Origin of the sequence: Spirulina sp. CCY15215 (assembly GCF_016888125.1) — a bacterium.
Lineage (GTDB): Bacteria > Cyanobacteriota > Cyanobacteriia > Cyanobacteriales > Spirulinaceae > CCY15215.
The window spans coordinates 23,200-38,996 of sequence record NZ_JACSWA010000535.1 but is presented as its reverse complement, the minus strand read 5'-3'; the positions used below and the strand labels follow the sequence as shown (position 1 = coordinate 38,996).

Here is a 15,797-nt window from a genome sequence, read left to right as displayed (position 1 = left end):
GTTTTAATCAATAGTATCAGGTTCTTTGATAAGAAGCAGTAATCGCTGATAAAAACGGATGCCAAGAAAAATAGTGGCCATTGTCCATCCTAATGTGAGTCCCCACCAAAAACCATAGATTCCTCTTCCCAGGATAAACCCAAGGATATAGGCACTAACTGCACCAATTACCCAGTAGGACAACAGATTAATAAACATGGGAATGCGCGTATCTTTTAAACCCAATAAAATTCCATTGGCGATTAAATTAAGACTGAAAACGAATTGAAAAACCGCAGTCACGGGTAAGAGCAAACGAGCGATCGCCACGGTTTCGAGATTGGCTGGATCGTTCAAATCTAAATAAATCCAGATGAAGCGATCGGGAAAGAATCCCAATCCTAAACTGGCTAAACCTGAAACCAAGATGGCGATCGCTACCCCAATTCCCACAACGCGAGGAATATTGTCCCACTTTTTTTCTCCGGAACTTTGGCTCACTCGTATGGTTAAAGCATAGCTCAGTCCAACGGGGATGAGGAATAAGATTTCATTAGTCTGAAAGGCAATTTCATTCGCTGAAAGGGTTGCTGCACCTAAATATCCCATTAATAATGTCGTCACTGTGGGCAATCCTAAATCGGCTGCATTTTGTAAAGATACAGGCCAACCGATTTGTAGGATTTCCCCGAATAACTGGCGATCGAAGTGCAGAATCTCACTAAAAATTCGGTAGTCTCGCAGTTGATATCTAATGATGGCGATCGCCGCGATCGCCATCAACCAAAAGACGATGGTACTAGCCCAACCCACTCCAGCAATTCCCAGGGTAGGTAAACCCCAACTACCAAAAATCAGTCCATAATCGGCAATTCCATTCACAATTGCACCACAGAACATAATTGTCGTCACGATCTTGGGTATATTAAGAGCGCTTGCCACTTGTTCCATAATGTAGAGACTCAAGATCGCCGGAATGCTCCAGACAATAGCGTGAAAATAGATTTGTGCCAAAGCAACAATTGCTGCTTTTTGACCGATCCAGAGAAGCAGAGTAGGAGCGTACCACAACAGGAGCATAATGGGCAAACAGAGAAATCCCGCCAGCCAAAATCCTTGGGCAACAATGCGAGGAATTTTCTCAACATCCTTAGCGCCAAAAGCCTCTGCTACAAAGACATTGAGCGATCGTATCAGTCCGTAACAAGTAAATGTTAAAGTATAAAACGAAATCGCACCTAAAGCACCAGCCGCCAGAATTTGACTACCCAGCATCCCCATCATGATAGTATCGACGGTGCTGATGCTGGCCTGAATCAGTTGACTGGCTGAAAGAGGTATCGCTAAATTCAAAAGAAGGCGCAGTTCAGAAAACAGTTTAGATTGCCACAAATCTGATGACAAAAAAGTGTTTTGCATGAGAAATATTGAAAAATCCTGAAGATATATGAGTTTAAGTGAGACTAAAATGTAATTTTCAATCCCAGCAAATGAAGGGGTGGGTTCGGGATAGTACCATATTGAGCATCTCTGTCAGAAACCCCATGAACCAATATACCGAATTAAAGAACGCTTTTTGTTCTGTACTTAGCTTCTGGAGTTATTTTTTGGATTGCTTGATGTTTGCGATCGCAAAATCGTAATTTGCACTATTCTGTTATTGACATTGACCTGTAGTTCCTGTTACTTTCAAAATGTAAATTCAAGACAAGAAAAAAATATTTATGTTACTTGTTTATACCACTCTAGGATCTAGTAGTATTCACGGAATTGGACTTTTTGCAGCACAATTCATTCCTAAAGGAACATTTACATGGCGCTATAATCCTGATTTTGATATCGCCTACAGCACTGAGGAGATTGATAGAATGTCTCTGCCTGCTAAAGAGCAAGTTCTTAAGTATGCTTACTATGACCAAGATTTGCAAAAACATATTCTCTGCTTTGATGACCAGCGATTTATTAATCACTCATCCAATGATCCTAACATTCTTTCCACTCCAAGAGAGGATATAGCGGCACGCGATATCCAAGAAGGAGAAGAACTTTTGTCTGATTACAATTGCTTTGATAATACCTATTTTGAACGCTTGGGCTTGAAGACTCTATTAAATTAAAGATTGACGGTTTTTCAGGAGTTCAAAATAAACTCTTTTGCCAAGATAAAACCATGATGTTATCTTTAAAAGGTTAAGAGTTCCGTTAAACAAAAAGGTGAAGAAGTTGGTGCAGATTTATATATGACGAAGCCTTTCGATCCCGAGGAAGTCTTAGAAAAAGCGATCGCCATCTTAAATTTAAAGTTTTAAGGAGTTATAAGCAGTATAATATTTACATAAGTTTCTTTTTAGGGTATTTATGTCTAAAGTATTGCAAAAAATTCTTAAAGTTAAGACAACAGGAAAATCCTTTCATAACATCACATATCCAATCCAAGATTTAGTTTCTGAATCTGGGGTAAAAATTGGTTTATGTACAATTTTTGTTCGTCATACTTCTGCCAGTTTAGTGATTCAAGAAAATGCCGATCCCGACGTTCTCAAAGACTTAGCCAACTTTTTTAGCCAACTTGTTCCCGAAGATGGGAAAAGTTATATTCACAATGCAGAAGGTGATGACGATATGCCTGCTCACATTCGTTCTGCTTTGACACGAACCTCGGAACAAATTCCTATTTCGGAAGGAAAATTAGTTTTAGGAACTTGGCAAGGAATTTATCTTTGGGAACATCGCCAAAATCCTCATCATCGTCAAATTGTCATTCACGTGAGTGGAAATTAAATTGATTAACGTATTAATGAATTATCTCAAGTTATACATTTAGATGGGAGGAATTCATCTATAATTTAAGTCTAGATGAAATTGCGATCGCCGATTAGACTTCATCTATTGCCCATATTGGGAAGAAATAACACCCATGTATGACTCCGATCGCGAAGATCCCGATATGTCTCTTCGCTACCTTTCTCAATCAGGAACTGTTGACCTCCGCCATCCCGCACGAAATTTAACTCGCGGAATTAGCATCGGATGGCTGCGTGTTTGTGTGTTTATGCTCCTTGATGCGGGATTAGTTTCTCTGGGATGGTTTCTCGCCAAACGAGTCGGTAAAGCCGTTCAGTGGTTGAAAACAGTTGATTCTTTTGCTCTCCTACAACGCAATCCAGAACAAACGGGATTTTTGCTTCCTATTTTGGTTATTACATTAGGAATGATTGCCGCAGCCGGTCTTTATGGAGAGCGATCGAGCCGTCGCCGCTATTTAAGTCTAGTTACTTGTTTGACATTATCTCAATGTCTTTTAGTTGCGTTAACATTTCTTTATCAACCCGGTATTATTTTTTCCCGTTCGACATTTTTATTAGCTTGGTTTTTTACATTAACTTTTGTTCTTACGGGACGTTTGCTTGCAGAAACACTGATTATGACATTGCGACGGGGAGGTACGGTTACTCGTCCCATTGCTCTTATGGGTTATCCCGATGATATGGAAAAAATCAAGCTAATGTTGCAATTGTCAAGTCAAAAAGAATTTGAAATTATCGAATCTATCGATCTGAGCAATTCGGAAACTTACGATCTCTGGTATGAAACTTTAGATCACCTTTACTTCCGAGGAGTTGGAGAAATTTTTATTTGTTCTTGGAAGTCTATTCCCAATCCTTTAGACTGTTATTGGAGTGTTAAATCGGCGGGTTTAAATTTACGCATTGTCCCGATTGATTTAGAAATTCCCAATCAATATCCGAGGATTGAGTTAATTGGTAAAATGCCAACTATTCGTTTTTCTGCTCCCGCTTTAGTGGGGGGAGATTTCTGGCTCAAACGCGGTTTCGATCTCATCGCATCGGTGTTAATTCTTTTATTGGCAAGTCCTCTCTATATTCTGATTATTATCTTAATTAAATTGGATTCTTCAGGTCCAATTTTTTATAAACAGCAGCGTGTCGGTTTGCGCGGGAAACCTTTTAAAGTGTGGAAATTCCGCACAATGGTCAATAATGCAGATCGATTACAGAAAGAATTAGAAAAAGAAAATGTCACTAAAGATGGTGTACTATTCAAAATCAAGGACGATCCTCGCATTACTAAAGTCGGCAGATTTCTCCGTCTCTATAGCTTAGATGAAATTCCTCAAGTCATTAATGTTTTGCTGGGAAATATGAGTTTGGTGGGTCCGCGTCCTCTCCCTCTCAGAGATGTCAAACGATTTGAGGAACATCATCACTTACGTCACAATGTTATGCCTGGAATTACAGGATTGTGGCAGGTTTCTGGGCGATCGGATATTACCGATTTTGAAGATGCTTTTAAATTAGATATTGCCTATATTGAAAACTGGTCTCTCGCTCTTGATTTTCAAATTCTCTTAAAAACAATTAAAGTTGTTCTTGGCAAAGAAGGAGCTTATTAGTTGATAGTTGATAGTTGATAGCTGGGAAAAGAAGGTTTCAGTGGTGTATAATACACTTGTCTAATTGCTATAGGAGATATGACTTGGCAGCGATCGATGACCCAGACCCCCAGAGTATCTCGAAGATCCCGAAGCTGAGTTATCGAGTTGGGATGATGACATTTGGGCAAACAGCGAGGCAGAGGCTCTCGAAATTTGCCGTAATATTGGAAAAACTCGGCAATGTCGGCTAATGTCGGTACGTCCCCTCAGTCGCCTCAAAAGCGCTGGCGTTGCACGTTTCGTTCTTATGAATAGAGGAAGTATGAACAAGAAAAAACCATTCATCGGATTGAATCGCTACGAGATTGGCTGGCCTCCGGTGGGTTATGCCTACTTGTATTTGGATTTTGAAATGCTGGAAAATATGACCCCTCAAGAGGCACTCGAAAAAGTAGAAGCGATTGGGTATCAGCCCAGTTTGAGATTTTTGGAGAAAACAACAGGTCTGGCAACCTGCGCGTTATTGAAGGTTGTCAAAATGGAGGACGAAACTTGTCCTGACAGTCCTTTTGAGGATATTATCGAGGCTCTCTTTGAGACGTTTGGTAATGCCGTGCGATCGCCTTCGGGTCGTCCGAGAGCCTACTACACCCAACAAGGAATCGATCCGGATTATCAAGATGCCCAACTGCGAGAACCTCAACTGGTTGGATCAGTGTAGGCAAATAGCAAAATCCTGTTGGAAAGATTAGTACAAAAGTACCTAACCCAAAAAAATAAGATCGCCCTGAGAAGAATATCCCAAGGACTTTTTTTGCTACCTTATTCCTGAAAAGGTCAGAATGCTTCTAATCGTTGATTTGTGTAACATATTTATTTTTTTTTGTGCTACACTATAAACAATCCATTCAATCTAAGTCAAGTTATGAAGCTCGCGTCTATATTTATTCGTTTTTACAAGTCATTTAACTTTGACTATATCAGAAAGAACAATCTAAAAGTGACGGATCACAAACCTTGGGAGATGATTGGTGAAATGTGGTATCCCTATGTTCAAATTGTTATAGATCCCAAGGTAACAACAGTCGTTGGTGCAAATGAATCAGGAAAATCCCATCTTTTAAGTGCTATTGAAAAGGCAATTTCTGGAGAACACATTAAACGACAAGATTTTTGCCGTTATTCACAGTTTTTTACCGTTCGAGAAGGAAAACTTAAATTTCCAGATTTTGGTTCTGAATGGTCTAATCTTTCTCAAGAAGAAGAAAAAAACATTCGCTCGATTGCAAAAATCCCAGAAGAGATCGCGTTTGATCGTTTCTTTCTTTTTCGAGGTAATAAAGATAACTTAAAAATCTATTTATTAGGTAAAAATAAAAAATATAACGGATATGATCTCAGTCAAAAAAATACAAATATATCAAATATTTTGCCACATCCTTTTATAATTTATTCTGATATTGCACTACCACAAAGTGTTCCAATCAGACAAATCATAAAATGTCACAAACAAAAAGCTAATGGAACAAAATGGGAATTTTTGGAGCGCTCTCAAAAATTAAAAATAAACAACTTGCTTGAGACATTGAGTAAAGACTTTGGTGCTACTCTAAAATCTAATGGTGCAACAACCTTAAATAATCAACCTCTCAATAAATTAATCCTATCTCTAGTTACCGCATTTGAAGAAGATTATGGAATGAATCCAAAAGACATCGATAAACGGAAAAAAGAATTTGAATTGGCTTATAAACTGATTTGCCAAGTTGCTCAAATTGATGCTGAAACTTTAGAAGAGTTAGCGACAGCTTTAACAGAAGGAAATGAAGGATATGTACAAGGATTACTTGCGAAAGTTAACGCACAACTTTCTGATAGTTTAAATTTCCCGAGTTGGTGGGTTCAAGATCGAGATTTTCGATTATGTGTTTCAGCCAGAGATCACGATCTAGTCTTTACAATCAGGGATCGCACTGGAACAGAGTATTCTTTTGCCGAGAGAAGTAGTGGGTTAAAATATTTTTTGAGTTACTACATCCAATATCGCGCTCACCAACCGCATCAAACAACTTCTGAAATCCTATTAATGGATGAACCTGATACTTATTTATCGAGTCAAGCGCAACAAGATCTACTGAAAATCTTTGAAGCCTTTGCAAACGGTGAAGATGAAAAACCGCCGGTTCAAGTTGTTTATGTTACTCATTCTCCTTTTTTGATTGATAAAAATCACTCTCAGCGAATTCGGGTTCTTGAGAAAAGTAAAGAAGGAACTCGAGTAGTTAAAGATGCCGCTAAAAACCACTATGAACCCTTAAGGTCTGCTTTTGGTGCATTTGTAGGAGAAACTGCATTTATTGGAAACTGTAATTTAATCGTTGAAGGTAACTCCGATCAGATTTTAATAGCAGGAGCAGCGACATATTTACGTTCTCTTAATAATGTATCTGAACTAGAAAACTTGGATTTAAATCATGTCACCATTGTTCCAGTAGGTGGAGCGTCTCATGTTCCGTATTTGGTTTATTTAGCTCGAGGTCGAGACGTTGAACAACCTCCTGTTGTTGTATTGCTTGATAGTGATAAGAGTGGCAATGATGCGAAAAAAGATTTGAAAAAAGGAGGATTTCTGAAAAAGAAGGAGTTGTTGAAAGAGAAATTTGTTCTTCAAATAGGTGATTTAGCAAAAGATAAGCAATTGAAACTTCCCGAAGAAATCAAAGATTTTAAACTTATAGAAATCGAAGATTTAATTCCAGTACCTATTTGTGTAGAAGCTGCTAAACTATACGCCAGAGAGGATTGCAAAGCTGATTCAGATTTTATCGATAAAATAACTGAACACAATGTCCTCAGCTATTTGAATAATGGGAAACAAATATTTGATGGAATTCAAAATTGTTTTCGAGACCTTTCTGAAGGAGAATTTCATATTCAAAAAGTTGGATTTGCTCGAAATGTTGTTGGTGCGCTCAACAAATTCTCAAAACAAAAAAGCGATCAAAATAACTTAGCAGATGCAATTCAAAATTTTGAAATTAACTTTAAAATATTATTCCGACGGATTGATGAAATGCGACGAAATGCGGAAAGAGAGGAGAGTAATGAAAAGTTTTCACAAAAAATGGAACGTAGAAAAAATCAGTTTTTAAACGATCACCCCGTATCGGCAAATCGTGAGGATGCGATAGTCTTTCTTGATGATTTAGACTCTATGTTGGATGATAGTAGTCCCAAAAGCGATGAGATTAGACACTCGCTGCAAAATCTTAAACGTGATTATAAGCTCGACACTGAAATGGTGAAACCTGTCGATAATTACCCACAGTTTCGGGAAGCATTGGATCGTATTAAGTATGCTGGAAAAATAGCAAGTCAAGAGAATGATGGATAAAACCTAGCCTGATGCGATCCTGCTGTTGACATTAGTTGATTGAGAATAGTTCATTAAAATTAGCCGTAGTGCATTTCTTGGGTTGGGGGAGTGGCGGTATTGGGGTCAAATTTGCGGAGTTTGAAGATTTGCAGCCCGAGTAGCCAGAGATAGTGAGGATTAAGTAAAATGTATCGTTTCCACAGGCGTTGAGGTTCTTGGATGAGGCGGAAAAACCATTCCATGCCAATGTTTTGCAGGAATTTGGGGGCTTGGGGTAAGAGTCCGGCATGAAAGTCAAAGGCGGCACCAACGGCAAGTAAGGGCATTGATAAAGCGTCGCGGTATTCATAGACCCAAACTTCTTGCCGGGGACATCCTAAACCGACAAAGGTAATGTCCGCACCGCTTTCCTGAATTTGTCGGACGATCTCTTGTTTTTCCTCGGGGGTGGTTTGTCGGAAGCGGGAGGGCTGCATTCCTGCAATTTTTAATTTAGGGTAGCGCGATCGCAGATTGCGAGAAAAGGCTTCGAGGACTTCTCTGCGACTACCATAGAGGAAAATGCCTAAACCTTCTTCTGCGGCTTTCTCACAGGTTAATAGGGTCAAATTGGGTCCGTAGACGCGATCGCGCAATTTGGCTTGATAGAGGAAGTTTAACGCCCAGCGCACGGGTTGACCGTCGGGACAGACGAGATCGAGATGGTTGAGGCGATAGCGGTGAATATTATCTAATGCCCCGGTCATGACACCATGTACGGCTAAAGCGGAGATGGAAAGCCCTTGTTGGGCTTTGGCGGCTTGGACGATGCCATCGACGGCGGCTTCGTAGTCGATAATGTTGATATTAACTCCGAGAATATTGCGCTTTCCGGCATCAAGCATGATTTTACAAGGATGAAAGGTTGCGATCGCCTCAATTGTACAAAAAAGAGGCAATATTAAACAAACCCAAAGTAATGAAAAGCGATCGCGCCATGAAAATCTCTGCACCTACATCGACCCAATTAATCATTGAACCAAAATCCTCGGATTTAAAAGCAACTTTGGCTTTTTTGGCCATTATCCTGTTGGCGATCGCCAGTTTATCTGCATACTTATTTGGCTTTGTCATGCCGAAAGATTCAATCCTACAGTGCGATCGCCTTGTAAATTCTCCCCTACAGTGTCAAATTGAAGAATCTTTTGCCCTCGCCAAAAAGCCGAAAATTGAAAAATTTACTGGCTTAGTGCGATCGCGTCTTGATAAATCTGTTGTTTCCTACTTTGCCGATCGTTATATTCAACTACAAACGAATCAAAAAATCTTAGGATTTGTCTCTATTCCCGATCGCCAGATTTCTTTTCCCACTTCTAATTATTTCGATTTAATTTTTCTCTCGGATGAGGCCAAAAATGCTGTTGTCTGGCAAATTAATCAATTTATTGGCGATCGCACACAAGAACACTTAAAAATCAGGCTCAAATCCTATACTATTCCCCTAATTTTTTGCTTGTTTTATTTTCCAATTTTGCTCATTATATTAACTATCTTAATTCTTGCCATCCTCACCCGAGAAAAATATACTTTCGATAAAAACACTCAAACGATGACATGGTTCAATCAAATCCTACCTTTTCAACCGACAGAATATCAATTTTCTTTTAGCACGCTAAAAATGGAAGTTTACCCCGCCAATGATCAACAACGAGATTATACAATAACCCTACAATCTTATCATCCTACAGCTATTCATTCTCTTTACAGTGGTCGCGATCGCGATCGTGCTGGAGAATTAGCCTTACTCTTGAGCAACTTTCTTGAAATCGAGCAAAATAGCGCTTAAATAACCCTAATGCAGATTATTCTCAGGAGAAAATAATCTCACATTAGGGCTGATATTTAGGTTGAGGGAATAGAAAATGGCGAATTCAATTTGAGATTCCACAAACTAAACTTCTCTACTGTTTCCTCGAGAGAATGTTCGGGTTTTCCCGGAGGTTCCTCTTCATCGCGATGCACCAATATCGAATCAGAAACACGCACCTTTAATTCCCCTGTATTCAAACCATTACGCCATTGACGACCTACCTTCCAAGCGTGAAATTTAATCGCACTCCAGCGAGGATTAGTGGGGAAGCCTACAAAACCAGCACGCAAAGCAGGAAGATAGATATCGGCAATATTCGTCTCGATTTTTACTGTATCGGATAACTCAATCACCCGGAACTTTTCACCTTTGAAGATATCGAACACATCTCTCACCTCCTTGGTTTTACAAGTTTCTGTATTACATCATAATACATTTTTTCCTTTTCTCGATCGCATCATTGCAGAAAATGCAAGAAAAATCAACAGAATGTCATGCGATCGCCAAATCTTTATTTTCTTCCCCAAACTAATTTACATTCCCTGCAAATTTCAGGCACAAGATAGAATGGTTAACGCGATCGCAAATTGCAAGGAAAAGAGACCCAGAAGCCCAAAAAACCGCTTGATTCCCCATTTTCCCTCTGTTAGTTCTCGACTTATGAAGCTCAAGTTAAACATTCTCACGAAAAAAGGGTTGCTTCCCATCGATATCGCCGTCATTGGTGCAATTGGACTATTCTCAATTTTGATTGGTACAGTTTTGGTCATGGGCGATCGCAAACTTCCTCGGGCGACAGAATTTAGTTGGCAGGATCGGCAAATTGGCGTACAAAATGATGCCTTTACCCTCACTTTTAACCGTCCTATGAATTGGAAAACTGTCGAGTCTGGGTTAAAAATAGATCCTCCCCTCCCAGGAAAACTAAGCTGGAAAGGTCAAACTCTCGCTTATACTCTCACGGATCTTCCCATTTACGGAACGACCTACCAGATCGCCATTGAAGGTGCGGAAGAACAAACCCAAGCAACCAACCGGACAGCTAAAGCTCTTAAACCCTTGAAAATGGAGCTAAAGACCCGCGATCGCGCTTTTGCTTATTTGGGTGCAGAAAAGGAAGAACAAGGGCGCTTGATTCTCTACAATGAAACCCAAGCCAAAAGAATTCCTCTCACTCCTCCCGATCTGGTGGTGACAAATTTTCAACCCTATCCCGACGGCGATCGCCTTCTTTTCTCGGCTTACGATCGCCAAAGTGCCACAACAAATGCTCCACAACAACTGTATTCGGTGACGACGGGCTTAAACTATCAACCCGACTCGGAAACCTTACCTTATGGTCGCGTTCAACGCATTCTCGGAGGTGAGAATTATCAAAACTTACAATTCGATCTCGCACAAAATGCCGCGATTGCCGTAGTTCAGCGCATCAACCGTCAAAATCCTTCAGACTCGGGCTTATGGATCGTTCCCGAAAATGGTAGTCCTCGACCTTTGGGTATTCAAGGGAGAACCTTTAAAATTTCCCCCGACGGTCGCTCCCTTGCTGTTGCTGAGAATCAAGGCATTTCTTTTGTTCCACTCACTTCTGATGCAGGAACTTGGAACTTTTTTCCAGGTTATGATCGCGTTATCGCTTTTGCGAGCGGTCAGCGTCGGCAAATCATTGCACTTAAAAGTAATCAAGATTTAACTCGCTCTCTTTTTGTAATTGGCGATCGGGGACAAGAACGAGAAATATTAAATACGACGGGAGCAATTTTAGATTGTCAATTTGAACCCCGAGAAGAACAACTCTTATATTGTCTTCGCACAGAGCCTCTAGATCCCAATTCAACAGCAGAAAAACCGATTCTTTCTATTCTTAATATTACCACAGGTACTGAAGCTCCTTTACTGGCTTTAACGAACGATCCAGAAGTGAGAATGAGTATGTCTCCTGATGGGAGAAGTTTACTTTTCGATCAAATTACCATCGACGATCGCAACCTTTCAACACTTCCTCAAGCGCGGGAAAATTTCCGAACAATGGGTAATATTTGGTCTTTGGATCTTCCTGATTTTATTTCCGGCGATCGCAATGAATTATTGAATTCTCCCCAAAAAATTACCCCTGGTTTAGACCCGCAATGGATACCTTGATTTTAATGAATAATCAAAAAGTTTTATTATCTTTGTTAATTACTTATCGACAAAGAAAAGAACATTTAGAAACCCAATTAAGTTGGTTCTCAGAACAAGCTAAATTAGGGTTATTGGAAAATATTGAAATTTTAATTGTTGAAGGCGATCGCACGTCTTCCCAATGGATTCAAACTGAACTTAAACAGCCCAATTTCCGCTATTTTCATTATCCTTGCGAGGGAATCTTTCCTAAAACAAAAGCCTTGAATTTAGCCCTAAAATATGCCAAAGGAAAATTAGTTACCCCCTTTGATGTCGATCTCATTCCTTGGGAAAATACCCTGCTTCGTCATTTAGAAATGGCAGAACTCAATCCTAAACTGTTACTATCAGGATATCGCATTATGTTAGACAAAAAAACAATTAAGCCAACAAATATAGCAACCCTTGTAGAAAATGCTGCGATCGCACCAGAAGATCAAACTACAGCCCTTTGGAAACAACTCATACATCGAGAGAGATTTGGTGTTTTACCTTTTTTTCAACGCGATCGCCTGTTAGAAATTGGAGGTTGGGATGAAAATTTTCTCGGTTGGGGAGGAGAAGATCAAGATATAATCGAACGATACTTAGCAGATGGGCGTTATTTTTGCCGCAGTCCAGAGTTAATTTATTTGCATCTTTTTCACGAAAAAATAGAACAATGGAATGAAACAGAAATCATTGCAAAAAATCGTCAATATTATTATCAAAAGCGCCGCATTCTTGATATTTTGCTGAATCAACAAAATGAGAATAGGGATGGAACTTGAGTAGGCGATCGCGATAACCCTAACCCTAACCCTAACCCTAACCCATTTCCAGGGATTTTTTGTATGCGATAGGGATTTCAATCCCTGGTGGATCTAACTCTTTCCTAATAGCCAATAAGTTGTCATTTCTCCTTTTCCTTTCACAGAAATTTTGCGCTTCTCACTAAAACGATAGCCATCGCCAAGAATTGCGCGAGCATCGGCAGTCATTTGAATTTTTCCAGGTTCCCCTTGAGCCTCCATACGAGAGGCAATATTCACCGTATCTCCCCACAGATCGTAAATAAATTTTTTCGAGCCGATCACCCCAGCTACCACCGATCCCGTACTGATACCAATGCGAATTTGTAAAGTTTGTTCCCCTTGAATTTGTGTGAGTTTATTTGTATGAAATTGCGGCATGGCCGCCTGCATCGCCAGAGCCATATCTGCGATCGCTTCCAGGTGATCGGGTTTGCGTTCGGGCAGTCCTCCCACTACCATATAAGCATCACCAATCGTTTTAATTTTTTCCAAGTCATATTGATCCGCAAGTCGATCGAACTCTGAGAAGATTTGATTGAGTAGTTCCACCAGTTCAATCGCGGACATTTGAGCAGACAAGGGAGTAAACCCGACAATATCGGCAAAGAGAATGCTCACCGAGTCATATTGTTCCGCGATCGGCCCCGTGTTTTGCTTGAGGCGATCGGCGATGGAACGAGGGAGAATATTGAGGAGAAGACGCTCTGACTGTTGTTTAGCCAGACGCAAAGCCAATTCTGCCCGCTTGCGATCGCTATTGTCCCTGACCATAAAGAGAACTTCATCTTCACCGCTCGGAACAACGCGAATTTCTTCATATTGCAAGCGGCGATCGATCCAAACTTCTTGTTCATAGATTTGGGGTTCTTTGCTGGCGAGAACTGCTCGGACAGCTTGGATTTGACGTTCTGCCATTTCTGGAGCAACCAATTCTCGCACATTTTTACCGACGGGTTCGATATCTAATGACATCACGCTGGCAAACTCTTTTGCTTTGACAAAATCGAGACAGACTCCCTCTGCATTCATGCGAAAGATCAGATCGGGAATGGCGCTGAGAATAGCACGGTTTTTGGCTTCGCTGGTTTGCAAAGCTAGTTCGGTGGCTTTGCGATCGCTGATATTTCGAGCGACAATAATAGCGCTTTCTTCCTCTAAAGGAGAAACACTGGCATCGAGCCAAATCTGTCGATTTTGGAGATTGTCTGAGGGGTTTTTGGGGCTGAGATAGTATTCAATATGTTGCGTTTCTCCCGTATCTAGGGTCGTATGAATGGCTTTGAGAAGGCGATCGGCAGTCTCTCGATCCATGACTTCATGTAGGGTTTTTCCTAACAGTTCTTCAGAAGAACCCAAAGTATTAACAGTTTTGGTCGGTGCAACCTTTAAACAAACCCCAGAGCGATCGTAGATCAGGGTCAAATCTGTCATTGCGGCAAACATACCGCGCTGTTCCGCCTCAATTTGCTTTTGATGGAGATTGTTCCCTAATTGGTCGGCGACTGCGCTGACAAGATGGCTAAGGCGCAGATCCTGCTCTTGGGTTTCTAGGGTAAAAAAGCTCAAGACGGCTAATACTTGCGTTCTTTCCCCACCAAAATTCTCCGCCGCTAGGATCGGAATGCTAAAGGCGGCACTTAAACCGCTCTGTTGTGCCATCTCCAAACGTAGGAAGGGATCTTCACTATTTGCAGACAAATAATGCCATTGGGGTGTACCTATCTCCCAAACTATCCCAGGTAATTCTTCTCCTGGCAATAAAATCAGTGCTTCGCTATATTCTCGAAAGTGATCGATCGCCTGCCCGAGTTGAGCATCAATATTTTGCCGACGACGATACCAACTGGGACTGCATTCAATGGCAGAGCGATCGGCGGTTTTGAGCCAAACTTCTCCATAAATCCAACCTGTTTTTTCGCAAATTTGACGGAGGGCAATTTCGAGGGCTTTGTCGAAGTCGGGGGAGTTACTAATGGCTTGGGATAAGGTTAAGAGAAATTGAACTTCTTCTTCTGCTTGCTGGCGTTGTAATTCCGTTTGACGCGCTGCGATAAATTTACCGAGACTTTGTACCATTAATTCGATTATTTCAATTTCTCGCGCCTCGAAGACATTTTCTCGAATTGTGGGGGAATAGAAATTGAGAATACCGTAAATTTCTTGATTGACCCAAATGGGAGTACCGACATAGGATTCAAGTTTAAATTGTTGGTAAAAGAGGCGATCGCACAGTTCTTTTTTTCTGCCTGCGTGATCGACTGCAATAGTAGACCGTTTGCTAAAGGGTAATTGAGAATAGGTTTCAGCAAGGTCAAAAGAAGAAGAAATAATTCCTTTGCTTTTCTCCTCTTCCACTATTGCCTGTTCCCATTCTCCCCAACTGGCTTCGATATAACAGCGATCGCCTTGAATGCGAGTGATCGTTGCGAGGGAAAACCCAAAAATTTCGCACCCCGTCTTGAGATAATCGGCAAATAATTGGGCGGAATTACTATAAGCGTTGGTGTTGAGGCGATTTAACTGTTTCAGGCGATCGCCAAAATCCTGCAAACGTTGATTTTGTTGAGCGAGTTGTTTTTGGAGAGAACGTAAATATAATTGATTGGTAATGCGAGCGAGAACTTCTGCCTTTTGAAAGGGCTTGGTAATATAGTCTACTCCTCCAACCTCGAAGGCTTTCACCTTATCTCGGGCATCATCTAAAGCACTGAGAAAAATAACGGGAACATCTTTGGTGCGATCGTCTGCCTTAAGACGGCGACAAACTTCATAGCCGTCTATTTCTGGCATCATAATATCGAGCAAAACTAAGTCTGGAATTATCGCACGGGCAGCAGAGAGGGCAATATTGCCATTTAAGGTTGGGCGAACTTCATAGCCTTGCTGTTTGAGCATTGTCACCAGCAAGCGTAGGTTGGCGGGGGTATCGTCAACCACTAAAATATTTCCTTGGGCTGGCTCAATTTTTGGCGTAGTCATTGAAAATTCGCGCGAGTTTGGCATTATCAAAGTTTCTTTCTCTTAAGGAGAAGTAATGCTCAATTAATTTCTCAACCTTGTCCTAGAGTATCCCGGAAACTTACAAGGCTCTACACCCATTGAGGATTCCCTCTATCTCCCGCTAGAGTCCGGATGACTTAGGGGTTAGTTCCTGACTCTTTAAGATTCCCGATTGATATTTCTTTCCACAGTGTAGCGAAGGGAGGGAAATCTTTTGCAGTTATCGAATATATATTT

At 40.8% G+C, this 15,797-nt stretch carries 12 protein-coding genes; 8 read left to right on the top strand and 4 right to left on the bottom strand.

The features are described from left to right. Positions 1 to 3: 3 nt before the first annotated feature. Entirely contained in the window at positions 4 to 1,398 is a 1,395-nt protein-coding gene (locus JUI58_RS18660) for an MATE family efflux transporter (protein WP_204105317.1), read from the bottom strand. Positions 1,399 to 1,703: 305 nt separating this feature from the next. Here JUI58_RS18660 and JUI58_RS18655 point away from each other — a divergent pair, with 305 nt between their 5' ends. The 5 genes from JUI58_RS18655 (at position 1,704) to JUI58_RS18635 (ending at position 7,769) form a co-directional block, all read left to right on the top strand. Next, positions 1,704 to 2,096, top strand: coding sequence for an SET domain-containing protein (locus JUI58_RS18655; protein ID WP_204105316.1), 393 nt, complete (start codon positions 1,704 to 1,706; stop codon positions 2,094 to 2,096). Between the two features lie 241 nt (positions 2,097 to 2,337). Then, positions 2,338 to 2,760 carry a secondary thiamine-phosphate synthase enzyme YjbQ gene (locus JUI58_RS18650; RefSeq protein WP_204105315.1) on the top strand — a complete coding sequence of 141 codons (423 nt, stop codon included), beginning with the start codon at positions 2,338 to 2,340 and terminating at the stop codon, positions 2,758 to 2,760. 136 nt (positions 2,761 to 2,896) lie between these two features. Next, positions 2,897 to 4,393: a sugar transferase gene (locus JUI58_RS18645; RefSeq protein WP_204105314.1), complete on the top strand. Its 1,497-nt coding sequence runs from the start codon at positions 2,897 to 2,899 to the stop codon at positions 4,391 to 4,393. A gap of 232 nt (positions 4,394 to 4,625) precedes the next feature. After that, entirely contained in the window at positions 4,626 to 5,096 is a 471-nt protein-coding gene (locus tag JUI58_RS18640; RefSeq protein WP_204105313.1) for a hypothetical protein, read from the top strand. A gap of 279 nt (positions 5,097 to 5,375) precedes the next feature. Beyond that, positions 5,376 to 7,769: an AAA family ATPase gene (locus tag JUI58_RS18635; RefSeq protein WP_204105312.1), complete on the top strand. Its 2,394-nt coding sequence runs from the start codon at positions 5,376 to 5,378 to the stop codon at positions 7,767 to 7,769. 59 nt (positions 7,770 to 7,828) lie between these two features. On the opposite strand, the gene JUI58_RS18630 is transcribed toward JUI58_RS18635, so the two are convergent. Next, positions 7,829 to 8,635 carry a WecB/TagA/CpsF family glycosyltransferase gene (locus JUI58_RS18630; protein ID WP_204105334.1) on the bottom strand — a complete coding sequence of 269 codons (807 nt, stop codon included), beginning with the start codon at positions 8,633 to 8,635 and terminating at the stop codon, positions 7,829 to 7,831. A 74-nt stretch (positions 8,636 to 8,709) separates the two neighbouring features. Between JUI58_RS18630 and JUI58_RS18625 the strand changes: the two genes are divergently transcribed. After that, the gene (locus JUI58_RS18625) at positions 8,710 to 9,576 is read left to right on the top strand and encodes a hypothetical protein (RefSeq protein WP_204105311.1); all 867 of its coding nucleotides are present in this window, start codon (positions 8,710 to 8,712) and stop codon (positions 9,574 to 9,576) included. 56 nt (positions 9,577 to 9,632) lie between these two features. Here the strand turns inward: JUI58_RS18625 and JUI58_RS18620 are convergent, their stop codons facing one another. Then, complete coding sequence (locus JUI58_RS18620) at positions 9,633 to 9,986, bottom strand: hypothetical protein (RefSeq protein ID WP_204105310.1); 354 nt, start codon at positions 9,984 to 9,986, stop codon at positions 9,633 to 9,635. Positions 9,987 to 9,999: 13 nt separating this feature from the next. On the opposite strand from JUI58_RS18620, the gene JUI58_RS18615 reads away from it, so the two are divergent. Next, positions 10,000 to 11,742 carry an Ig-like domain-containing protein gene (locus JUI58_RS18615; protein ID WP_204105309.1) on the top strand — a complete coding sequence of 581 codons (1,743 nt, stop codon included), beginning with the start codon at positions 10,000 to 10,002 and terminating at the stop codon, positions 11,740 to 11,742. Positions 11,743 to 11,747: 5 nt separating this feature from the next. After that, a complete protein-coding gene (locus JUI58_RS18610) occupies positions 11,748 to 12,536 on the top strand; it encodes a galactosyltransferase-related protein (protein ID WP_204105308.1) in 789 nt (262 codons plus the stop codon). A 93-nt stretch (positions 12,537 to 12,629) separates the two neighbouring features. Here the strand turns inward: JUI58_RS18610 and JUI58_RS18605 are convergent, their stop codons facing one another. Continuing rightward, entirely contained in the window at positions 12,630 to 15,539 is a 2,910-nt protein-coding gene (locus tag JUI58_RS18605) for an adenylate/guanylate cyclase domain-containing protein (RefSeq protein WP_204105307.1), read from the bottom strand. Between the last annotated feature and the right edge of the window lie 258 nt (positions 15,540 to 15,797).